The sequence below is a fragment of the Pseudomonas sivasensis genome (assembly GCF_013778505.1).
GTDB lineage: Bacteria > Pseudomonadota > Gammaproteobacteria > Pseudomonadales > Pseudomonadaceae > Aquipseudomonas > Aquipseudomonas sivasensis.
The window spans coordinates 45,281-68,291 of the sequence record NZ_JAAOWU010000017.1; the positions used below are offsets into that span (position 1 = coordinate 45,281).

Annotated in this window: 18 protein-coding genes; 10 read left to right on the forward strand and 8 right to left on the reverse strand. The window is 61.6% G+C overall.

All coding sequences use genetic code 11. The features are described 5' to 3' along the window. The first annotated feature begins 9 nt into the window (after positions 1-9). On the forward strand, positions 10-843 hold the full coding sequence (locus G9Q84_RS23265) for a phosphodiesterase (RefSeq protein WP_099602710.1): 834 nt from the start codon (positions 10-12) through the stop codon (positions 841-843). A 150-nt stretch (positions 844-993) separates the two neighbouring features. Continuing rightward, positions 994-2,313: an OprD family porin gene (locus tag G9Q84_RS23270; protein ID WP_032890006.1), complete on the forward strand. Its 1,320-nt coding sequence runs from the start codon at positions 994-996 to the stop codon at positions 2,311-2,313. Between the two features lie 14 nt (positions 2,314-2,327). On the opposite strand, the gene G9Q84_RS23275 is transcribed toward G9Q84_RS23270, so the two are convergent. After that, positions 2,328-2,801, reverse strand: a complete 474-nt coding sequence (locus G9Q84_RS23275) for a GNAT family N-acetyltransferase (protein ID WP_181644167.1) — start codon at positions 2,799-2,801, stop codon at positions 2,328-2,330. A 142-nt stretch (positions 2,802-2,943) separates the two neighbouring features. After that, a complete protein-coding gene (locus tag G9Q84_RS23280) occupies positions 2,944-4,587 on the reverse strand; it encodes a sensor domain-containing diguanylate cyclase (RefSeq protein WP_122681248.1) in 1,644 nt (547 codons plus the stop codon). Positions 4,588-4,769: 182 nt separating this feature from the next. Here G9Q84_RS23280 and metE point away from each other — a divergent pair, with 182 nt between their 5' ends. After that, positions 4,770-7,058: a 5-methyltetrahydropteroyltriglutamate--homocysteine S-methyltransferase gene (metE, locus tag G9Q84_RS23285; RefSeq protein WP_181644168.1), complete on the forward strand. Its 2,289-nt coding sequence runs from the start codon at positions 4,770-4,772 to the stop codon at positions 7,056-7,058. 698 nt (positions 7,059-7,756) lie between these two features. On the opposite strand, the gene G9Q84_RS23290 is transcribed toward metE, so the two are convergent. Continuing rightward, positions 7,757-8,911, reverse strand: coding sequence for an acetyltransferase domain-containing protein (locus G9Q84_RS23290; protein ID WP_181644169.1), 1,155 nt, complete (start codon positions 8,909-8,911; stop codon positions 7,757-7,759). A gap of 134 nt (positions 8,912-9,045) precedes the next feature. Between G9Q84_RS23290 and G9Q84_RS23295 the strand changes: the two genes are divergently transcribed. From G9Q84_RS23295 to yfcF, 4 genes are all read left to right on the forward strand, one after another. Further along, entirely contained in the window at positions 9,046-9,543 is a 498-nt protein-coding gene (locus G9Q84_RS23295; RefSeq protein WP_095184486.1) for a sigma-70 family RNA polymerase sigma factor, read from the forward strand. Next, positions 9,540-10,493: a FecR domain-containing protein gene (locus tag G9Q84_RS23300; RefSeq protein ID WP_181644170.1), complete on the forward strand. Its 954-nt coding sequence runs from the start codon at positions 9,540-9,542 to the stop codon at positions 10,491-10,493. The genes G9Q84_RS23295 and G9Q84_RS23300 overlap by 4 nt, the downstream gene beginning before the upstream one ends. Before the next feature lie 89 nt (positions 10,494-10,582). Continuing rightward, positions 10,583-13,018, forward strand: a complete 2,436-nt coding sequence (locus G9Q84_RS23305; RefSeq protein ID WP_181644171.1) for a TonB-dependent receptor — start codon at positions 10,583-10,585, stop codon at positions 13,016-13,018. Positions 13,019-13,250: 232 nt separating this feature from the next. Continuing rightward, a complete protein-coding gene (gene yfcF / locus G9Q84_RS23310; protein ID WP_099602229.1) occupies positions 13,251-13,883 on the forward strand; it encodes a glutathione transferase in 633 nt (210 codons plus the stop codon). Here yfcF and G9Q84_RS23315 read toward each other — a convergent pair. Continuing rightward, positions 13,858-14,130 (reverse strand): hypothetical protein, encoded by a 273-nt coding sequence (locus G9Q84_RS23315; RefSeq protein WP_032889487.1) that lies wholly within the window; start codon positions 14,128-14,130, stop codon positions 13,858-13,860. The two genes, yfcF and G9Q84_RS23315, sit on opposite strands and share 26 nt — an antisense overlap. A 130-nt stretch (positions 14,131-14,260) precedes the next feature. Between G9Q84_RS23315 and G9Q84_RS23320 the strand changes: the two genes are divergently transcribed. Beyond that, positions 14,261-14,905 carry a hypothetical protein gene (locus G9Q84_RS23320; RefSeq protein ID WP_032889485.1) on the forward strand — a complete coding sequence of 215 codons (645 nt, stop codon included), beginning with the start codon at positions 14,261-14,263 and terminating at the stop codon, positions 14,903-14,905. Between the two features lie 34 nt (positions 14,906-14,939). Continuing rightward, entirely contained in the window at positions 14,940-15,272 is a 333-nt protein-coding gene (locus tag G9Q84_RS23325; protein ID WP_095185009.1) for a hypothetical protein, read from the forward strand. 100 nt (positions 15,273-15,372) lie between these two features. Here the strand turns inward: G9Q84_RS23325 and G9Q84_RS23330 are convergent, their stop codons facing one another. Together G9Q84_RS23330 and G9Q84_RS23335 are read right to left on the reverse strand one after the other, a co-directional pair. Beyond that, complete coding sequence (locus G9Q84_RS23330; protein ID WP_099602230.1) at positions 15,373-16,119, reverse strand: creatininase family protein; 747 nt, start codon at positions 16,117-16,119, stop codon at positions 15,373-15,375. 30 nt (positions 16,120-16,149) lie between these two features. Beyond that, positions 16,150-16,860: a murein L,D-transpeptidase catalytic domain family protein gene (locus tag G9Q84_RS23335; protein WP_032889480.1), complete on the reverse strand. Its 711-nt coding sequence runs from the start codon at positions 16,858-16,860 to the stop codon at positions 16,150-16,152. 40 nt (positions 16,861-16,900) lie between these two features. Between G9Q84_RS23335 and G9Q84_RS23340 the strand changes: the two genes are divergently transcribed. After that, positions 16,901-18,502: a L,D-transpeptidase family protein gene (locus G9Q84_RS23340; RefSeq protein WP_099602232.1), complete on the forward strand. Its 1,602-nt coding sequence runs from the start codon at positions 16,901-16,903 to the stop codon at positions 18,500-18,502. A gap of 7 nt (positions 18,503-18,509) precedes the next feature. Here G9Q84_RS23340 and G9Q84_RS23345 read toward each other — a convergent pair whose 3' ends face one another. Together G9Q84_RS23345 and G9Q84_RS23350 are read right to left on the reverse strand one after the other, a co-directional pair. After that, on the reverse strand, positions 18,510-20,246 hold the full coding sequence (locus tag G9Q84_RS23345; protein ID WP_181644172.1) for an ABC transporter ATP-binding protein/permease: 1,737 nt from the start codon (positions 20,244-20,246) through the stop codon (positions 18,510-18,512). Further along, positions 20,243-22,999 (reverse strand): M16 family metallopeptidase, encoded by a 2,757-nt coding sequence (locus G9Q84_RS23350; protein ID WP_181644173.1) that lies wholly within the window; start codon positions 22,997-22,999, stop codon positions 20,243-20,245. Before G9Q84_RS23350 ends, G9Q84_RS23345 begins: the two co-directional genes overlap by 4 nt. Positions 23,000-23,011: the final 12 nt, after the last annotated feature.

Sequence of the window (23,011 nt, forward strand, 5' to 3'; positions counted from 1 at the left end):
AGTTTGCTTGTGAATCGTCCGTTTCTTGTTGCGCAAATCAGCGACCTGCACCTTAAAGCCGGCCAGCGCCTGACGTACGGGGTGGTCGATACCTTGGGCGCGCTGCGCCGTGCCGTCGACCATTTAAACGCCAGCCAACCCCGGCCCGATATCGTGGTGGTCAGCGGTGACCTGGTGGACTTCGGCCGCGCTGATGAATACGCCGTGCTGCACCCCGAACTCGCGCGCCTGCACATGCCGTGCTACCTGGTGCCCGGCAATCACGACACACGCGGTCCGTTGCTTGAGGCATTCCGTGATCACGCTTATTTGCCGTCGTCGGCAGAGGGGCCGTTGGACTGGGTGGTGGACGAGCATCCGCTGCGCTTGATCGGCCTGGACTCGACTATCCCCGGTGGGCATGGCGGCCAGCTACTGGACAGCCAATTGCACTGGTTGGACGAGCAACTGGCACGCCGCCCGGACGCGCCGACGTTGCTGATCCTGCACCATCCGCCGTTTATCAGCGGCATCGGCCATATGGACCGCGAACCCTTTATCAATGCCGCCGCACTGGAGCGCGTCGTGGCGCGCCACCCGCAAGTGGAACGCCTGCTGTGCGGGCACCTGCACCGGCCGATGCAGCGACGCTTTGGCGGCAGCTTGAGTTGTGTGTGCCCCGGCACCTCCCATCAGATTGTGCTGGACCTGCAAGACGCCGCGCCCGCGCATTTCAACCTGGAACCGGCGGGGTATTTGTTGCATCGCTGGGATGCGCAACACGGCTTGATCAGCCACAACGGCGTGTTCGGGGATTACCCGGGGCCGTACCCGTTTTATGACGCTCATGGATTGATTGACTGAGGTTTACGGAGGTTTCACTTCACTCAACTAGCTAACAACTAAGTAACTGAACAACCGTTAATGCCCCGGCCAACGTCACGTTTGGCCGACGGTATCCTGCTGCCCATTTTTTGCGCCCGGAACTTGGATTCCGCGCCGGAGTTCGTCCTGATGAAAGCCACGTTGAATGTATTAAGTGTATTGACCGGCAGCCTGGGCATTGCTCTGAGCCCCTTGGCGTCTGCTGACTTTTTGAGCGACAGCAAAGCCAACTTGAGCATGCGTAACTTCTACTTCAATAACGACAACCGCGACGGCACGGCGGCACCGTCGAAGACCGAAGAGTGGGGCCAGGCCTTTATCCTCAACTACCAGTCGGGCTTCACTGACGGCACCGTCGGTTTTGGCCTGGACGCCATCGGCATGCTCGGCGTGACCCTCGACAGCAGCGCCGCGCGCCATGTCGGCAGCTCGATGATCCCCACCGAAGACGGCAAGGCCACGGATAACTGGGCCCGTGGCGGCGCGACCGCCAAGGCACGCTTTGCCAAGACCGAAGCGCGCTACGGCTACCTGCGCCCGAACCTGCCGATCCTGGTGAGCAACGACGGCCGCCTGTTGCCGCAGTCGTTCGAAGGCGGGCAAGTCACCAGCAAGGACATCGACAACCTGACCCTGGTCGGCGGCCAGCTTGAGCACACCACCGGTCGCGGTTCCAGCGACCGCAGTGGCCTGGCCGCGGCGGGCGGTACCCAGGAAAGCAATAAATTCACCTACGCCGGCGCGGACTACCAACTGACCAAGGACCTGATGGTCCAGTACTACTACGCCAATCTCGAAGACTATTACCAGCAACACTTCGCCGGGTTGATCCACGTATTGCCGTTGGGCGAATACGGCTCATTGAAAACCGACCTGCGCTACTTCAAGACCAGCTCCGACGGCAAAAACAGCAGTGCTGCCGGCCGTGCCGAGGGCTACAAGCTGGGCGGCTATACCAAGAACGGCAACGGTGAAATCGACAACAACACCTGGAGCGCCGCGTTCATCTACTCCCTGGGCCCGCACGCGATCACCGCCGGCTACCAGCAAGTCTCGGACGACAGTAACTTCGCCCAACTCAACCAGGGCGGCCTGGTGAACAAAGGCGAGGGCGGTGCCAGCCTGTACCTCTACACCGACCGTACCGTGCAGACCTTCATCCAGGCCGGTGAGCGCACCGCCTTTGCCCAGTACGCCTACGACTTCGCGTCGCTGGGTGTACCCGGCCTGAAGGCCTCGGTGATGTACCTGAAGGGCGACCACATTCTTACCGCCAGCGGCAACGACGCCAGCGAGTGGGAGCGGGACATCTCGTTGGATTACGTGGTGCAGAGCGGCACGTTCAAGAACGTCGGGTTCGGCTGGCGTAACGGCGTGTCACGCAGTGAAGTGGCGCGGGACCAGGACCAGAATCGGGTGTTTGTGAGTTATTCGATTCCGTTGATGTAGTACAGCTGAGCGCCTCACCTCTGTAGGCGCGAGTGGGCGCTCAGTGATCGTGCATGCGTTGCGGTGTCATTGCTGATCTGATGAAAACCGCAGCGCAGATAAAATGCTGCGGCTTCGGGTGTATCGGTAGATAAGCGCACATCGTGGAATTTCAGCGTGGCGTAATCCAGCAGTGCTTGAACCAAGGCCTTACCCACGTCTCGCCCTCGCATTTGGGGAGTCACGTATACCCGGCGCAGCCGGCCCACGGTTGAGCCGGCGTAGGGATCACGGGAAACGCCGCCGACTGCAATCAGTTGCTCCTGGTAAAACACGCCCAAAAGGTACTCGCCCGGTTGTTCGAACCGATTGGCGCCTGTTTCCCACTCTGTGATCAGGCGCGTGAGGAACCTGAACCCTTCGGCAATGGCTTGCGCTTCCAGCGTGTGGATCTCGTCTGGGAGTTCTTCCAGTCTACGTATCGAAGGGGCTTCGCTGGAGGGCTTCATAGGGACTCTTTGTGTGGGCACTGAGCGTTCGACCTCATAGCTGATTGCGCCCCAAAGACAACTGCCTTGGGTAATGACATCCCTGTAGGGACCTGTCCGAAATAGCGTGGCGGGCACTGTACCTGTGGCGAGGGAGGCGTGCTCAAACCACCCGGTTCCTGCCCGCGGCCTTGGCCTCATACAAACACATGTCCGCGCGTTTGAGCAGTGCCAGGGAGTCACGGTCCGAAGGCTCGGCCACGCCCACGCCGATGCTTACGGTCAGACGGCCTACGGTGGGAAACACTGCCGCCTCGACGGCCGCGCGGATTTTTTCGGCGACCACGTCGGGGCTGTCCGGCGCTTCGACTTCCGGCAGCAGCACGGCGAATTCTTCCCCGCCATAACGCGCCACAAAGTCAGTGGCGCGCGTCGTACTTTCTATCAGCGCGGCGAGTTGGCACAGCACATCATCGCCAATGGCGTGGCCGTAGGTGTCGTTGACGCGCTTGAAGTAATCGGCATCGATCAGCAGCAGGGCGAAGGTGCGGCCGGTGCGTTGGAACAGCAGGCTGTTCTCGGCGAGTTTTTCATCGAAGCGGCGACGGTTGAACACGCCGGTGAGGGCATCGTGGGTGGCCAGTTTCAGCAGTTCGGCGTTGGCCTGGGTGAGGTCGGCGGTGCGTTGGGCGACAGTGGCTTCCAGGGAGGCGTTGGCTTCCTGCAGCTGGCGTTCCTTGGCCAGCAGCGCTTGGGTCATGCCGGTGAGCGAACGGCCCAGTTGGGCGATTTCCAGTACCGAGTGCTCCTGTGGAAACACGGCGCCGGGCTGGTGCTCCTGGACTTGCTTGGCGGATTTGGCCAGTTGTTCGATAGGGCGACTGAGGGAGGAGGCCAGGTAATACGCCGCGACCATAAACGCCACGGCGGCGAGTACACCGAGTATCAGCAGTTTGTAGAGCAGCGTGCGCGCCGGTTGCAGGGCCACATCCAACGGCTGGCGCACCATGATGTACCAAGTCATTTTTGCGTTGGAGGGGCTGGGCACCGCGACCGAAGCGGTCACAAAACCGTCCGCCGTGGACCAGCCGGAAGGCGTGACCAGCTTGTCTTTAGGCATCTGCTCGCCGGCCAGCAGTTCGGGATAAAGCACCTTGCCGTCGAAGTCGACAATCAGCGCCTCGATATCAGGGATGGCGTCCTTCTGCATCACTGCCGAATCGACGATTTGCGTCACCCAGCGCCAGTGCGCATGGGCCCCCAGCACGCCGATGGTCTCGCCCTTGGCGTTACGGATAGGCTCGGCGAAATCAATAAAACGCAACAGCTCGCCGTTGGCCGCCCCTGGCAGCAACTTGGCCAGCAGCACCGCCTCATGGGGATCGCCGGTGTACTCGCCAAGCAGACCGGCCTGGAACCATGGGCGCTGGCTGACAGATTGATTCACCAGCAGCCCATTCACCGCCTGGCGCACACGGCCGTCGGCATCGGCGACGCCCATCCACGCGTACTCGGCGCGAGACTGGGTGCGCAGCTCCATCAGCGTGAGGATGTCCGGCTCGTTCAAGTCACCCTTGCGAAACAGCGGCGCTTTGCTGAGCAGGGTCACTTCCAGCTGACGCTCGCGCAGTTGCACGGCCAACAGCGCAGCCGTGGAGCGCGCTGTGCTCAACAAAGCAACGCCGCTGGCCTGCTTCATCTGCCCAGTTGCGATATGCCCCACATAAAAGCCCACGCTCAGCAAGGTGAGCAGGGATAAACCGGCAAACCATAAGGTCAGGTGACTGCGCAGGCTGGCTTTGATCATGGGTGCTCATTTGAATGTATTGTTTGCGAGCATAGTACCCGCAATGAATGAGTGCCGTGTCGGCTAAAGGCAAGCCTCAACATGAGCGAAACTTGTGCTGATCTAAAATAGAATGAGTTTGTCTCACTATGATCAATTCCCGACAATGACTGCCATACATAACGACATTGGAGTTGTAAGTCATGGCTGTCGCTCATTCCCTGGGATTTCCGCGCATTGGACGCGATCGTGAACTGAAAAAAGCGCAGGAAGCGTTCTGGAAGGGTGAGCTCGACGAGGACGGCCTGCGCGCCGTTGGCCGTGACCTGCGCAAGACCCATTGGGCGTTGCAGAAGCAGGCCGGTATTGAGTTGCTGCCCGCTGGCGATTTCGCCTGGTACGACCAGGTGCTGACTCACTCGCTGATGTTCGGCGTGATCCCTGAGCGCTTTCGCCCGGCGGATGGCAAGGCCACCCTGCAAACCCTGTTCGGTATGGCGCGGGGTGTCAGCGACAACTGCTGCGGCGGTGCCCACGCCCAGGAAATGACCAAGTGGTTCGATACCAACTACCACTACTTGGTGCCTGAATTCAGCGTCGACCAGCACTTCCATCTGGGCTGGGATCAACTCTTCGAAGAAGTGCAGGAAGCTCTCGAGCTGGGCCACACCGTCAAGCCGGTGGTGATTGGCCCGTTGACGTACCTGTGGCTGGGCAAGGCCAAGGGCGGCGACTTCGACAAGCTTGATCTGCTGGAGCGCCTGCTGCCGTTGTATGGCCAGATCTTCCAACGCCTGGCGGACCTGGGCGTGGAATGGGTACAGATCGACGAGCCGATCCTGGTGCTCGACCTGCCACAAGAGTGGAAAAACGCTTTCGAACGCGCCTATAACCTGATCCAGCGCGACCCACTGAAAAAGCTAGTGGCGACCTACTTCGGTGGTCTGGAAGAGAACCTCGGCCTGGCCGCGAACCTGCCAGTGGATGGCCTGCACATCGACCTGATACGGGCGCCGGAACAGTACCCGACCATCCTCGACCGTCTGCCGGCGTACAAGGTGCTGTCCCTGGGGGTAGTGAACGGCCGTAACGTCTGGCGCTGCGACCTGGAAAACGCCCTGGCGACCTTGCAGCATGCTCATGAAAAACTCGGTGATCGCCTTTGGGTGGCGCCGTCCTGCTCGCTGCTGCACAGCCCGGTGGACCTGGGCCGTGAAGACAAGCTGGATGCCGAGTTGAAAAGCTGGCTGGCCTTCGCTGTGCAGAAGTGCGCCGAAGTGGCGGTGTTGGCCCAGGCGGTCAACCAACCTGAAGCGCCCAACGTGCTTGCTGCTCTGACGCACAGCCGCACCGTGCAGGCCGCACGTGCCGCTTCGCCAAGAATCCACAAACCGGCCGTCCAGGCACGTGTTGCCGCTATTACTGACAAGGACAGCCAGCGCCACTCGCTGTTTGCCCAGCGTATCGAGCAACAGCGCGCTGGCCTCAAACTGCCGTTGTTCCCGACCACCACCATCGGTTCGTTCCCGCAAACAGCCTCGATTCGCCTGGCGCGCCAGTCATACAAGGCTGGCAAGTTGAGCGAGGCCGAATACGTCGAAGCGATGCACAGCGAAATCAGGCACGCCGTCGAAGTGCAGGAAAACCTCGGCCTGGATGTGCTGGTGCATGGTGAAGCTGAACGTAACGACATGGTCGAGTACTTCGCCGAGCAACTGGATGGCTACGTTTTCACGCGCTTCGGCTGGGTCCAGAGCTACGGTTCGCGTTGCGTGAAACCAGCCGTAATTTTCGGCGACCTGAGCCGTCCGAAGGCGATGACCGTGGAGTGGATCCGCTATGCCCAAGGCCTGACCCACAAGGTCATGAAAGGCATGCTGACCGGTCCGGTGACCATGCTGATGTGGTCGTTCCCCCGCGAAGACGTGAGCCGTGAAGTGCAGGCCCGCCAACTGGCCCTGGCGATTCGTGATGAAGTGGTGGATTTGGAAACCGCTGGCATCAAGATCGTGCAGATCGACGAAGCCGCGTTTCGCGAAGGCCTGCCGTTGCGCCAGGCACAGTGGCAGCGCTACCTGGATTGGGCCACCGAAGTGTTCCGCCTGTGCGCCTCTGGCGTGCGTGACGACACCCAGATCCATACCCACATGTGCTACAGCGAGTTCAACGATGTGATCGAGTCCATCGCAGCGATGGATGCCGATGTGATCACCATCGAAACCTCACGTTCGGATATGGAGTTGCTGGACGCGTTTGAAGCCTTCGCCTACCCGAATGACATCGGCCCGGGAGTCTACGACATCCACTCGCCACGGGTGCCCGATGCATCGGAAATGGCTAACCTGCTGCGCAAGGCAGCCAAGCGGATCCCGGCCGAGCGGTTGTGGGTGAACCCGGATTGCGGCTTGAAGACGCGCGGCTGGCCGGAGACTGAGGCGGCGCTGATTCATATGGTCACTGCGGCGCGTCAACTGCGAGCGGAATTGGCGTAACGCGGTTAAAAATGTGGGGCGAGGTTTGCTTTCGATGGCGGTTTGTTGGTGTGCATATCCGTTTCTGCGGTCACGGCGGGTATTGGTTCCGCCCTTACGGCGGGTCACTTTGGAAAAGAGCCCCAAAGTAACCAAAGGGCTCTTGCCCCAACACTCGGCACCTCGCCTAGGCTCGGTGTGCCCTCACTCCGGCTTGAATCCGTGGGCCGCCGCGATGGGCCATCCATGGCCCAGCGCGGCTAACCCGGCGTCCTGCCGGGTTACCCACGGATTCAAGCCTGCGTTCGGCCAGCGTGTTTGACGGGGCGCCTGAGATCAAGATCAAAAGCGCAGATCAAAAGACCGCTGACTTCGTCAGCGAAAAGGATGTAAGGGCCAGAGCAAAAGCAGAGCAAAAGCAGAACAGCAGGCTAGGACCTATCTGGCTGATCTATGGAGATCAAACTGTGGGAGGGGGCTTGCTCCCGATGGCAGTGGGTCAGTCACAGCTGCATCAACTGACACACCCTCATCGGGAGCAAGCCCCCTCCCACAGTTGGACGGAGTTCGGCTTAAGAATCCGGTCGCCGTAAGGGCGAAACCGTAAGCCGCCGTTATCGCAGCAACGGATATGTGCTCAGCCAGCATCCTGACTCGGAGATATCGAAGTCAGGGCCTGTAGCATCGCCACAATGCCCCTCCCACAATTGAATCTACGCTCAGAGGTATTTGAGCCACGCCAGATCCCGTCGACGCGCCTTCAGCCCGGCAAACCAGCGCACTGGCACGTAAAGCACCAGCGGCAGCAACAGGGCCGCCAGCCATACGGCACCGATGCTGTCGAACCCGAAGTAGTTGCCATGGTTGAGGCCGAACGCCGCCACACACGCTACATACAGCACTTTCAACACATACAGGTGCAGCAGGTAAAAGAACATCGGCGCTGCACCAAACACGGCCAATACTCCGATCCAACGTTTATGCCCCGCGCGTTCAAACGCCAACAGCAGCAACAGTCCAATCCCCAACGTCAACGCAAGGAACAACAACGAAGGCGGGTACTTGGTCACGTTGAAAAAGCTCATCACCGTTTGCACGCCGCTCTCGTACGTCTGCCAAGGCTTCTCGCCGTAGCCGTTGACCGCACGCAACATCACAAACCCCATCAACGAACCCGCACCGGCCAGCAACAGATGGCGCTGGCGCGCTGCAGGCACGGTGGCATTGGCGAACCACGGACCGATGCTGTAGCCCAGTGCAATCACACCGATCCACGGCAACACCGGATAGGTAGTGCGCAAGCGCAGGTCGGCGGACACGTCGATCCAACTGCGTTCATGCAGGATTGCCCACAGATTCTGCAGCGCCGAACCTGAAGCAAAGTGCACGCCATCCAGCAGGTTGTGCCCGCCGATGATCACCAGCGCCACGATGATCAGCAGCGGGCGCGGCAGCCACACGAGGGCGGCGAGGGCGATCATGCTGATGCCAATCGCCCAGATTACTTGCATGTAGATCACGCTCGGTGGGAGCTGGAAGGTCCACGCGAAGTTGACCAGGGTGAATTCCAGCACCACCAGGAACAACCCGCGCTTGAACAGGAACGCCGACACATCGCGGCGGCCCTGGTATTTCTGGCCGTACAAAAACGCGGATAACCCCGTGAGCAAGACAAACACCGGCGCACACAGGTGGGCGAGGGTGCGGCTGATAAACAGCGCAGGTTCGGTGTTGTCGATGCTCATCGGGTCGCCGACCTGACGGTGCAGCAGGAAGGTTTCGCGAACGTGGTCGAGCAGCATGAACAGGATCACCAGGCCGCGCAGGGCGTCGATGGAGAGCAGGCGTTGACGGAGGGGAACAGCATCGGTCATGGGTGTGGTCGCAGGGCTGGGTGGAAAGTGGATGTTATCCTATAACATTAAATTGCACATTGCTGAGGTCCGTCACCCAGACTAGAATGCGATCAATTCTTAATTACTCCGTGGCCTTGGTGCCGGTGACTCGCATGTCGTCCCCCCTCAACCTGCCTATTCAGGCGCTGTACTGCGAACACCACGGATGGTTGTACCGCTGGCTCGACCGCAAACTGGGCAATGCCAGCGATGCGGCCGACCTGGCTCACGACACCTTCGTGCGGTTGCTGAGTCGCCAGAGCTGCGCCGGTTTTGGCAGCGAGCCACGGGCGTTGCTCACTCATATTGCCAAGGGCCTGATGATCGACAGTTGGCGTCGTCAGGAGGTCGAACGCGCCTACCTGGAAACCATCGCCCACTTGCCCGAGCAGCAAGTGCCGTCGCCGGAAACCCGCTGGCTGATTCTCGAAGCGCTGTACCGTATCGAAGCCATGCTGCGCGACTTGCCCGAGAAAACCCGCCAGGCGTTCCTGATGTCGCAGCTCGATGGCCTGACGTACCAGCAGATTGCCGATGAGTTGAAGGTGTCGCTGGTGTCGGTCAAACGCTATATGCGCGATGCTTTCCTCGCCTGCCTGAGCGTGGCATGAACCCGTCGATTGACCCGCTGATCCTGGGCGAAGCCGCCGACTGGATGGTGCAGTTGCAGTCCGGCAGCGCGACCGACGAAGACCACCGCGCCATCGCCCAATGGCAAGGCCGCAGCGCCCAGCACGCGCAGGCCTGGCAGCGTGCGCAGGCGATTCTGGGGGACTTCAACAGCGTGCCGAGTGCGATTGCCGGCGACACCCTCAAGCGTATCGGCCGCAAAAAATCCCTTGGCCGGCGCCAGGCATTGGGGTTGTTGCTGCTGGCAGGTCCGGCGACGTGGCTGGCCTTGCAGCAAAAGCCCTGGCAGTCGTGGGCGGCCGACCAGCGCACCGCCATCGGCGAGCAACGCAATTTGACCTTGCCTGACGGTACGCGCCTGCTGATCAACACCGCCAGCTCGTTGAATATCGGCTTCACCGATCAGGTACGGCGCATTGAACTGCTGCAAGGCGAAGTGATGATCACCACCGCCAAGGACCCTGCGCCAAGCCATCGTCCGTTTATCGTACAAACCCGCCACGGCACCGCCCGTGCGCTGGGCACGCACTTCAGCGTGCGTGTCGGTGAGCACAGCAGCCGCGTGGCCGTGATCGAAGGCGCGGTGGAGATGCTGCCTACCCACGCCGAGCGTGGGTTGATCATCAAGGCCGGTGAGCAGAGCGCATTTGGCAACAACAGCGTGGCGGCGGTTGGGCCGCTGGATGTCAGCGCCATGACCTGGGAGAACGGCATGCTGCTGGCCCAGCATATGCGCCTGGCGGATTTGCTCGACGAACTGGGGCGCTACCGTGCCGGCGTGTTGCGTTGCCACCCCGGTGTGGCGGGGTTGACCGTTTCCGGCGCATTCCCCCTGCGTGATACCGATGCCAGCCTGCGCCTGTTGCAGGAAACCCTGCCGGTGACCGTCAGCCGCTTGACCGGCTACTGGGTCACCGTCGAGCCGCGTTGAAATTTCTTTCAGATTCGCTGATACCTTTTTCGTTGTCGTCCGGTGTAGGGGAGAACCCTCAACGTTGCACCGCGCCGACAGGAACGCCCATGAACGCCAGACTGCACCTCGTTTGCCCCCGTCCCCTCAAGGCGCTGAGCCTGGCTGTTGCGCTTGCCACTCTCGCACCGCTGCACAGCGCCATGGCAGCAGAGACAGTCGCGGGCGCCGCGCGCAGCTATGCCCTCGCGCCGGGGCCCTTGGGCAATGTGTTGGCGCAGTTCGCGGCGTTATCCGGTGTGCCGCTGTCGTTTGATTCCGCGCTGCTCAATGACCAACAGAGTCCGGGCCTGCAAGGCAGCTACACTGCGCAATCGGGTTTCATGCAACTGCTCCAGGGCAGTGGCTACACCGTGCAAAGCACCGGCAGCGGCGGCTACACCGTGGTGCCCGAGGCCACTGGCGACGTGCTGCAACTGGGCGCCACCACCATCAGCGCCGAAACGAGTGGGGCAGAGGTGGACACCTATGGCGGTGGCCAGGTAGCGCGTTCGGCGCGCCTGGGTGTGTTGGGCAATCGCTCGATCAATGACGTGCCGTTCAGCGTGGTCAGCTACACCTCCAAAACCATCGCCGACCAGCAGGCGCGCACCGTGGGTGACGTGTTGCTCAATGACGCGTCGGTGCGCCAGTCCTCCGGGTTCGGTAACTTCTCCCAAGTGTTTACCATCCGCGGCCTGCCACTGAACACCGATGACATTGCCTTCAACGGCCTCTATGGCGTGCTGCCCCGGCAGATCGTCACCACCGAGGCCCTTGAGCGTGTGGAGTTGTTCAAAGGCCCCAACGCCTTCGTCAACGGCGTATCGCCGGCGGGCAGCGGGATTGGCGGCAGCGTCAACCTGGTGCCCAAGCGCGCCGAAGACACCGCGACCCGCAGCATCAGCCTCGACACCACCACCGACGGCCAGGCCGGTGGGCACCTCGACCTGGGCCAGCGCTTTGGCGAAGACAACCGTTTCGGTGCGCGGGTCAACCTGGCCAAACACGGCGGTGACACGGCCATCGAGGATGAATTCAAAAGCTCACAACTGATCGCCATTGCCTTGGATTACCGTGGCGAGCGCCTGCGCATGTCCACCGATTTCGGCTACCAGAAAGAGCGTATCAACAGCGGCCGCTCGGTGGTCTACCCCACAGGTACCCAAGTGCCGAAGGCGCCATCGGCGAAACACAACTACGCCCAGGACTGGAGCTGGTCGGAGTTGGAAGACACCTACGGCATGTTCAATGCCGAGTACGACCTCAATGACAACTGGACGGCGTACGTGGGCGGCGGCGCCAAGCACACGCGGGAGAATGGTCAGTATTCGTCGTTGTATGTGGGCAACAACGGTGCCGGGCAAGTGGGCTTTTTGTATTCGCCCCATGATGAAGACAACAAGAGTGCCATGGCCGGTTTGAACGGGCACTTCAGCACTGGGCCGGTGACCCATCAGATGAACGTCGGTTTGTCGGGAGTCTGGGGCGAACAGCGTTCGGCGTTTGAAGCGATCCTGCGGGGCAATCGCAAGCCCGGCGATCTGTACAACCCGACCCAGATAGCGCGCCCGACCGTCACCTATTTCGGCAGCGATGTGCACGACCCACGCATCGTTGGCAAAAACCGCATCAAGAGTGCTGCGGTGTCCGACACCTTGGGCTTTATCGACGATCGCGTATTGCTGACGTTGGGCGTGCGCCGCCAGACCATCGAAGTGGACGCCTGGAACACCACCACCGGCGTGCGCAGTGCCAACTATGCCGAGTCGATCACCACGCCGGTTTATGGCCTGGTGGTCAAGCCTTGGGAGCATGTGGCGTTCTACGCCAACCGTATCGAAGGCTTGGCCCAAGGTCCGACGGCGCCGCTGACCAACGTCACCAATCCCGGCGAAGTCTTTGCGCCCAACCGCAGCAAACAGACTGAAGCCGGGGTCAAGTTCGATTGGGACAGCTATGGCGCTACCCTCGGCGTCTACCGCATCGAACAGCCGAACAGTGCGACCAACACCAACGCCAATGGCACCAATAACTTCAGCGTCGACGGTCAGCAGATCAACAAAGGTGTGGAGCTCAACGTCTTCGGCGAACCCCTCGACGGCCTGCGCGTGCTGGCCGGTGCGACCTGGATGAACACCGAGTTGAAGCGCACTGCCAACGGCCTCACTGACGGCAATCGCGCCGCCGGTGTGCCGCGTTTTCAGTTCAATGTGGGCGCCGATTGGGACATTCCGGGCATCCAGGGCGCTGCGGTTAACGCACGGCTGCTGCGCACCGGCGGCGAGTACGTCAACGCTGACAACACACTCAGCATTCCGGCCTGGACCCGTGTTGACCTCGGTGCGCGTTATGGCTTCAAGGCCGACGACAAGTTCATCACCTTGCGCGCCAACGTCGAGAATGTCTCGAACAAGGCGTACTGGGCGTCGGCGTCGACCGCCAATAACTACCTGACCCAGGGCGAGCCACGCACGGTGAAGCTATCGGCAACGGTGGACTTCTAAAGGGTAAACACGGTCCCCTGTCGAACGTGTTTGGGGGGCGCCAGACGCCTGACGCCCACCCAATACCGATCTATAAAGGACGTGTAGGCACCCACCGGCAGCCCTACACGGGAGAGGTCGATATTCAGGCGTTTTAAGCAGTATTCCCGCCAGGAATGCCCCCATAAAAACCCTGCATTGTCTTTATCCGCGCACATCTCGTAGCGTGAGGGCTCATTCAAGGAGATTGCCCATGAGCCAGAGCCCGTTGCGCCTATACGTTGATTCGCTGTTCACCAGCCCCTACGCGATGTCGGTGTTCGTCACCCTGCGGGAAAAGGGCCTGGCCTTCGAACTGGTTACCTTGGACCTGGATGCCGCGCAAAACCAGACCGCCGATTTCGCCCGGCTGTCTGTGACCCAACGGGTGCCAACCCTGGTGGAAGGTGACTTTGCGTTGTCGGAATCTTCGGCGATCACCGAGTATCTGGAAGAGGCCTACCCTGGGACAGCGGTGTACCCGGCCGATCCAAAGCAGCGGGCGAGGGCGCGGCAGGTACAGGCGTGGTTGCGCAGTGATTTGCTGCCAATTCGTCAGGAGCGTTCCACGCTGGTGGTGTTCTACGGCCAGCAGATGCCGCCGTTGTCACCCGTGGCCGAAGCGGCCGCCAAGCGGTTGATCACTGGGGCGCAGGCGTTGTTGGCGGGTAACCCGACGAACCTGTTCGGTGAGTGGTCGATTGCTGATGTGGATCTGGCGATCATGCTCAACCGCCTGATCCTCAACGGCGACCGCGTACCGGCTGAGTTGGTGGCGTATGCCCAGCGTCAGTGGCAGCGGCCGTCGGTGCAGGAATGGGTCAATCAGCAACGTCCTGCGCTGTAGCGTTTGCGGTGATGTGTTCCACACGCCGATCCAGGTCTTCCCAATCGGCCATGCCCAGCACCCGCGTGGTGTTCAAGCCGCGCAGGTAACCGCGCAGTTGTTGGGCGCTGGCACAGACTTGGTCGGCGTCGGCGTTGATGTCCTGCAGCACGGTTTCATAGTCGACCAGGTAATCGGCGACCCGCTCGCGAAATTCCGGCAAGACGGCTTCACGGATGCGGTCGAAGGTTTTCTGGTGGGGCTTCATGGCGGCTCCTTATCGGTTTTATCGCAACACTATCGCTTCAGATAATAGTCACCATCACGCAACGCAAGTTCTGTTTTCGCACGGAAAGCGCAAAATCCTTTCATCGAGACGCTGTTCAAGGAAATGCGCGATGAGGACGATTATTCAGCTTGGTCTAATGATTCTGATGCTGGGTACGGTGGCAGTGAGCAACGCGGCCATCGCTGGCGAACTGCGTACAGGCCATTTGCTACCCATCGCCGGTAGCGTAAACTCCCTGCAGCACACGCAGTCAGTAGGTGTGTTGTTGAGCGACAATACTCGCGACAACCTCAGCTATCTGGAACGCTACCACGATATGGCCTTGAATGGCGCCAAGGATGCCCTCGACGGGCGTATACGCCAGGCGTTCGTCAACAGCTCCGACCCGGAGTTGGCCATTGATTGGTTGATGAGTTCGCTGCAGGGCGCCTTTTTGTCGGTGACCGTCTACGACAACCTGGATGCCTTGGTGCAGGCTCATCCCGATGTAGTGGTGATGCTCGATACCCATAATCAACTGCTCACCCAGCGTAACGATCAGGTCGAGGCGCGCTTTATTGCGCGGTTCTATGACGCCGACCTGCAATACATCGCCAAGGCCGAAGGCTCGGTGCACAAACAGGTGCCGTCGGTGTGGGTCCGTGACAAAGACGCGCCGGAAATTGCCGCGCAGATCGAGCAGCAGCGGGATGTGCAGTTGGATGCTTTGAAGCAGTTTGATGCGTCGCTCAAGGCGCTGGTACGTGCCGGTTGATGTGAACGTTTATATTCAATATCAGGATTTTTTCATGCGCTCTTTTTTTGTACCGGCTACGGCTCTGTTGATGGCCGGCTGTGTCTCTGCCCCAAACACTCCAACCTTGACCCTGCAAACCAGCAAAGGCCCTGACGCCTATTTCCAATGCGTCTTGCCCAAGCTGGAAAAACACGGGATTACGTCGACCGTGACCCAGAACTCGCGCCACGCCCGCGCGGTGTTGACCAGTAAGATTGCGGCCGACGATGTGCTGGAAGCCTACAAGGCTGGAGAGGGCGCCAAGGTGTTCCTGTATGAGCGCAAGCCGCTGGCGTCGGCGTTAACCCCGTCGCGACTGGAGTTGGCGGCGCAGGAATGTAAGTAGCACACACATCCAATGTGGGAGGAGGCTTGCTGTGGTGAGCAGGCTTGCCCTGCGCTGGGCTGCGAAGCCGCCCCTCCCCACAGGTTGATGTGTACTCGACCTAGGCTTTGGCTTCGTTGCTGAAACTGTTGACGGTCTTGACCAGCCCTTGAGCCGCCAACGCCACCAATTCACCGCCTTTCTCCACCGTCGCCAGCGCCGGGTCCGAGCCCATGCGTCCATCGGGGAAGCGTGCACGGAAGTCCAGGGCTTCGCGGATCGGACCGGTGTTGGCGATCTGCGGCGAATAGTCGGCCGACTTGATCGAGTCCGGATACGCCCACTGCGTCACCGCGATCTCTGACGGCGTGGCATGACTGCCGTGGCCTACCGGAAATTGGCGGTGGGCCAGGTCACTGACGCCTTCCAGGTCCCACCAGTTCACCAGCTTCAGGGCGAAGCCGGCGGGTCGACGGGCAAAACTGGCTTCGGCGTACAGCTCGGAAAACGCCGCCTCGATGGTTGCGATATTCCCGCCATGGCCGTTGAGGAACAGGATCTTGTCGAAACCATGCCCGGCCAGCGAACGCACCCAATCGCCAATCGCGGCGATAAAGGTGGAAGGGCGCAAGGAAATGGTGCCGGGGAAACCCAGGTGATGCTGGGCCATACCGATATTGAAGGTCGGCCCGATCAGGATGTCGGCGTTTTTTTGCGCCTCAACGGCGATGATTTCCGGACACATCCAGTCGGTGCCCAGCAGACCGGTCGGGCCGTGCTGCTCGTTGGAGCCGATGGGGATCACCACCGTGCGACTGCGCTCCAGAAACTGCCCGATCTCGATCCAGGTCGATTGGTGTAGAAGCATTGAACGCTCTCTTTTATCTGTGGGGACAGGCTAACCGCCACGGATTGTACGACTACTTGCCACCTGTTGGGGTTTGCAATTGAGGTACGTCGAGGACTTCAACCAGCGCTGGTCGGGGTACCACGAAAACATAAACTGCCCGTCCTTGAGTTTATCCACCACCTGGCGCGCCACCTGCGGGCGCACCGCCGGGCAACCCTGGCTGCGGCCGATACGGCCTTCGCGCTTGCTCCACAGCGGGCTTACGTAGTCGGCGGCGTGAATCACGATGGCGCGATCACGGGCCTGGTCATTGAACCCCGGCTCCAGGCCGTCCATGCGCAGCGAGTAACCGTGGGTGCCCAGGTAACTTTCCTGGGTGCGGAACAGGCCCAGGCTGGATTGATGGCTGCCTTCGGTGTTGGAGAACTGGGTGGCGAAGTTCTCTCCGGACTTGGCGCCGTGGGCCACCAGGTCGCGCAGCACCAGGGTTTTCTTGCGCAGGTCGAAGATCCACAGCCGACGGGCGGTCGACGGCTGAGAATAGTCAATCACGGCCAGGCGCTCGGAGCGTTCCTCGCCATTGCTGACTGCGCACTGCATCGCGCTCAGGGCACTTTTCAGCACAGTGGGATTGAGTTCTGGAGCCGAGCGCGCCAGGCTGCTATACAAGGAAGGAGGGTTGCCATTGGCGGCGAGCGCAGAATTGCTCAATACAGCCAAACTCAAGGCGATCCCCAGGCGATACATAAAAGTCAGCATCTACAGTACATCTCCCCCACTGTGGATTGGAGCCAAGCCATTGTTCAAAAAACACGCATGTTACTTGAGCATTTGCCTGCTCGTTGCACCATTGGTCGCCACAGCGGATGCGCTGCCGGTGGAACCGCTGCCGGTCACGACCCCCGCGCCGGTGGACCTGGCCCCGTTGCAACAAGCCCTGGCGCAGTTGCCCAGTGTTTGCCCAGGCCTGGCGCCGCAGATCGACGCGCCAGCCCTTGCGCGCCTGCAAGCGTTCTATCAGCAGCAAGGCGATGCACCGTTATGGTCGGACGAGACGCGCCGCCAAGCACTCCAAACGCAATTGCTGATGCTTGCCGACGATGGCCTGGATCCCACCCACTATAGTCTGCCCGCGCCGCACGCCACGCAAAACGTACTGTGCAGCGATATCGACAGCAGCCAACACTACCTGCAAGCCCTCCAGGACTTGCACTTCGGCCGGCTGCAGCAATCGCGCTTCGAACCGCTGTGGCATTCCCAGCCTCCCACCCGCGATCCCAACACCGACGTGCTGGCCTTTGCCGCCATCGGCTTGAATGACATGGCGCAAGCGTTCGACCAGGCCCGCCCCAGCGCAGATTTGTACCGCAGCCTGCGCAATGCCTATTCCACGGTGCGCCAGCAGCCATTGCCCCATTGGGAGGCGGTTGGCAGCGGCCCGTTGTTGCGTCCCGGCATGGAAGACCCACGCGTTCCGGAACTGGCGCGGCGGCTCTACAGCGGCGGTTATCTGCCCAGCGAACCTAAGGGCGTCGGCAAGCAATACCGTCCTGAATTAGTCACGGCGGTGAAGGCTTTCCAGGTCAGCCACTCCTTGCAATCGGACGGTGTGATCGGCGCCGGCACCGTGGCCGAACTCAACATCAGCCCGGCCATGCGCCGCGAGCAACTGCGCATCAACCTTGAACGCTTCCGCTGGCTGGCCCAGGACCTGGAGCCCGAAGGCGTGCTGGTCAACGTCGCCGCCGCGCAATTGAGCGTGTACCAGAGCGGCATCCCGGTGTGGCAAACCCGCCTGCAAGTGGGCCGCGCCGAACGCCAGACGCCGCTGCTCAAATCCCGCATCACCCGGCTGACGCTCAACCCCACCTGGACGATCCCGCCGACCATCATGCGCGAGGATAAACTCCCGGCCATCCGCCTGAACCCTGAATACCTGCGCCAGCAAAACCTGCAAGTGCTCGACGCCGAAGGCCACCCGCTGGCGCCCGAGCAGATCGACTGGGCGCGCCCCGGCAATATCCTGCTGCGCCAGGAAGCCGGGCCGCGCAACCCGTTGGGCAAGATCGTGATGCGCTTTCCCAACCCGTACTCGGTATACCTGCACGACACCCCGAGCCAGCCGCTGTTCACCAAAGGCCCTCGCGCATTCAGCTCCGGTTGCGTGCGGGTGGAACAACCGTTGTTGCTGCGCGATCTGCTGGTCAGCCCGGCCGAACGCGCGCGCACCGATGAACTGCTGGCCACTGGCGTGACCCATGAATTCAGGCTGTCCACACCGGTGCCGGTGTTGCTTGGTTACTGGACGGTCGAAGTCGACCGCCAGGGAGGGTTGGTCTACGCGCCGGATATTTACGCGCGGGACCTGGTGTTGATGAAGGCGATGGGCAGCGTGCTCTAGTCCCCGGTCAGTGCTCTTTCTGTGGTGAGCGGGCTTGTCCCGCGCTGGGCTGCGCAGCAGCCTCAAAACCTGCCACAACCCCAGCGTTTTGTGCCGTTTCAGGGGACCAGGTGCGATCAAACAGTGGCGCCAGCGCCACCTGATGACTGATGCCAATCACTGTGCATTCAGGCAATTGCTCACGCACCAGCACCAATAGGGCATGCGCACTGGCTTCATCCAGCTGATTGGTCGCTTCATCCAGGTACAACGTATCCGGCGCATACAGCAGCGCGCGCGCCAGACCGATGCGCTGTTGTTCACCGCCCGACAGTTCCCGCGCCCATTCACCTTGTTCGTCCAGGCGCTTTACCAACCCCGGCAACCCCACCTGTAGCAGCACGGCAACCAAGCGCACGCCACTCGGCACTTCAACCGCAGGGTAAGCCAGCAACTGACGCAGCGGCATGCTCGGCAGATAAGGCTTCTGCGGCAGCAAAAGGCTGCGCCCTGGCGGCAATTGCCAGCCGCCCCGGCAATACGGCCAGATGCCCTGCAAGGTGCGCAGCAACGTGGATTTGCCGATACCACTGCGGCCGGCAATCAATAGCCACTCCCCCTGAGCCACTTGTACTGACACATCGCCCAGCAGCAGGCCCGCGTCAGGGCGCAGTACATCCAGGCCGCTGACGCACAGGCAGTCGCCAATCACCGGTGCCTGGGCCTGGCAGCGGCTGGCGGCGATGGCGTGTTCAAACTGCCCCAGCCGTTCCACCGCCGAACTCCAGCGCATCAACTTCGGGTACAGCTTGATAAACCAACTGAGGGAGCCTTGCACCGCGCCAAACGCGCTGCGGATCTGCATCAATCCGCCTAACGTGATGGTCTTGGCCAGAAACGCGGGCAGGGCGGCAAACACCGGAATGATCAGGCTGACCCGTTCATAGCTGACGGTAAACAGGCTGAGGTTACGCTCGCGGCCCATCAGTTGCCGCCAGTTGTGCGCAATCGCCTGGAAACGCTCAGCCAGGTGCGCGCGCTCCACCGCCTCGCCCCGGTACAGGGCGATCTGTTCGGCGTGTTCACGCTTGCGCAGCAGGCTGGCACGAAAGTCAGCTTCATAGTGCTGGCGGTCCACGTTCAGGCGGTGCAGCGGACGGCCGACCCAGTGGGTGATCAAGCTGCCGGCCAGGGTGTAGAGCACCACAATCCACACCAGGTAGCCCGACAGTGTGATGCTGTATTCGCCGACGCTGAACGTCTGCACCCCCGACAGTTGCCAGAGAATGCTCATGAAAGCACCGACCTGGGCCATGTTGATGATGAACGATGCCACCAACTCCACACTCAGGTCGGCAACGATATCCACGTCCTCGCTGATGCGCTGGTCGGGGTTGTCCGGCTCGCCGTTCAGGCCCAGGCGGTAGAAGGCCTGGTCAGCGAGCCAGGCATGGGTGAACTGCTCGGTCATGGCCTGGCGCCAACGCAGCACCAAGGCTTTGCGCACCCAGTCCAGGGCGACGACGATCAGCACATAGGCGCCGAGGTAAATCACGTAGCGGCCCATCAGCGCGTACAGCGCAGGCGTGTCGAATGCGCCGAGGGTGTCGTAGAAGCTTTTGCTCCAGGCGTTGATCAAGACATTGATCTGTACGATCAACAGGCCCATGCCGATGATGCTGACCAGCATCAGCCAGCCCAGCCACTGCGAGCCCTGGCGCCAGAACGGCGCGGCCAGGCGGTAGAACGTACGCAGGCTCTTCAAGGGGCATCCACCTTTGGCAGGACGCGCAGCAGCACTTGGTTATTCGCCGGGAACAACTGGCTGGCCAAGGGTTTGAGCAATTCCAGTCGCAGGCCGTCCGGCAAACGGGTCTGGCGGCTCAGGTAGCGCGGGTCTTGCCATTGGCGTTCGCTGAGCAACAGGCGGCGCCATTGGGTGGTGGGATCGAGCAAGCGCTTTCGCTCCTGACGGCGCAGTTCCATGCGTTCGTCAGTGACCCATTTCGCATCCACCGAACGGCCTAACTGCGCCAGAGTCTGCTGGGCCAGCGCCCACAGTTCGTCGGCGCGTTGGGGGTCGCAGGTGAAGCTCAACTGGCTTTCGATGCGCTGGGTGTCGGGGTTCAGTTCGCTGTCGAAGCGCAGGCGGTAGACGCCGGACGCCTCGCCACGCAGGCGTTGCTTGAGCTGCTGGTTGGCCAGTTCACGCAGGGCTGCGACACGGGCCGCCGCTTCGGGCGTCCATGGCTGTTCGCTGAAGCTGTTGGCTTCGAGTACCACGCGAGGTTCCAGGGCTACGGCGATGTCGGCGCGGCGTTGACCGGGTTTTTGCAGGGCAGGGCGGCCGGGTTGGGCAACGCCGCGCGGGATATTGGCCAGTTGCTCGACCAGGGCTTTTGCCAGGTGCGCCGGATCCATGTCCGCCATCAGGTAGTAGGTGACCGGGGCCTGCGTGAGCTGCTGCCAGTCCTCGTTCAGGGTGCTTGATTGCAATGCCTCCAAGGCGTGTTGATCAGGGGCTTGCCAGGTGTCGACGCCGTAGCGCAGTTCACGTCGGGCAGCGGCGATGGCGTCGGGTCGGGTGCTCACGCGGGTCAGCAGATCATCGCGGGCAGCGCTGAACAGTTCGTCATCGATCGGCGCGCCCACCTGGCTCTGGCGATAGCTTTGCAGCAGTGTGGTCAGGGCGACAATCGAGGCGTTTGAGCGGGCGCTTAATTGCAGGCGCGTAGCACTTTGTTCAAGGCTCAAGGTTGCCTTGTGCTGTTTACGCCACGCCTCCAATCCTGGCGCGCCACTCTGGTTGCCCAGTTGCGCCGCCATTTGCAGGCGCCAGGCGGGTACGTCGCGGCGCTCGTAACCGGCGGACGATTCGGCTTGCAGTCGCCATTGGCCGTCTTCGGCATTGCGGCGCAGCCAGACCAGGCGATCACCGTTGCTCAGTTGCCAGTGCTCGACCTGTTCAGCGGTAAAGCTGCGTTTGCCCAGCACCGAACCGGGTGCACCAGCCGATGGCAGTGTGAAGGTGGCAGCAGGCGGTGCCACCGGCGGGGCCGACTGCGGCGCTGCCAGTGATGAGTGGGCAATGGACGCGCGCAACTGTTGCACATCGTCCACCGTCGGCAGGCGCACCACACGGTTGCCCGGCGCGGTGAATTGCAGCACTTGGTCGGGGCTGTTCAGCCAACGGTTCAGGCGGGCATTGAGGGCTGCGAGGTCGATGGTGTCCAGCGCGTTAAGCGTGCGCTGGGCTATCTGATGCGGCGCGACGACGGGGCGGTTCTGCACGGCTGCATCGTTGAGCGAAGTCACCCATTGCTCGAAGGTGCGCGACTCATCCTTGGCCAGCATGGCGTCTGCCAATAAGCGGATTTTGCTCCGTTCCCGGTCCAGATCCTGCGCAGTCAACCCGTGTTGGCGCACACGCTCCAACTCGGTCAGCAGCTGCCTCAGGGCATCGTCATGATGAGCACCGTCAACACCGGCCGCGACGCCCAGTACGCTGGAATACTCGCCGATCAAGGTCTTCTGCGTCGTAAGGCTGCGCACGCCGGTTGGCAGGGGTTGGCGGCGTAACTGGGCCAACAGCGCCGACAGGGCCATGCGGTCGACCAAACGCTCGCGGCTGGCTTCGGCCGTGATGCCACGGCTGTCCGGTTCGTGCAGGCGAAACAGCAGGGACACTTGGTTGCTGCCGGTTTGCGGGTCTTGCAGGCGGAAGATTTTGAGCTGGTTATCGAGAGGCAGTTCGCGGTGTTCACGTTCCGGTAGTGCCTTGGCGGGGGGGGTGCCAAAGGCCTGCTGGATCTGCTGCGTCAACTGCTGTGGCTCGAAGTCGCCGACCACCGACAACACCATGTTATTGGGTACGTACCAACGCTGTTGAAAGCGCTGCAAGGCACCGAGCGACGCTTCGCGGATCGCCGTTTCATTGCCGATGGTGCGATGTTGCGGGTAACGCGAACCCACTCGTTGAGTGGCCGCGCGTTGGTCATTCATGCGTTGGGCCACGCCAAGGCCGCCGCGCCATTCTTCGATGACGATGGGGCGTTCGCGCTCAAGGTCTGCGGCGTTGTAATCACCCGCGAACACCAGTTGCGCAAGCTTTTCCAAGGCTATGGGTGTTTGCGTGGTACCGGCCATGGGGCTGAGCAGGTACTGGGTGCGGTCATAGCTGGTCATGGCGTTGTAGTTGCGGCCCTGCACCCAACCCAACGCGGTCATCTGCGCACGCAGGTCGCTGGCTTGGCCCGCACGGCTGCGGAAGGTCAGGTGTTCGAGCATATGGGCCACGCCCACCTGGTCGTCGTCTTCATCCACCGAGCCGGCGCGCACGGTCAGGCGCAGGTCCAGGCGGCCGGTTTGGGTGCTGTCCTGCACCAAGCGGTATTCCAAGCCATTGGCCAGTTGGCCGCGCACCACCTGGGGCGCCCACGGCAGCGGTTCTTGGGTGACGGGCGATGCGCAGGCGCACAGCAGCAGTGGGCCGAGCAGGCCTGCAAGTAACTTATTCATCAAGGGTTCCAG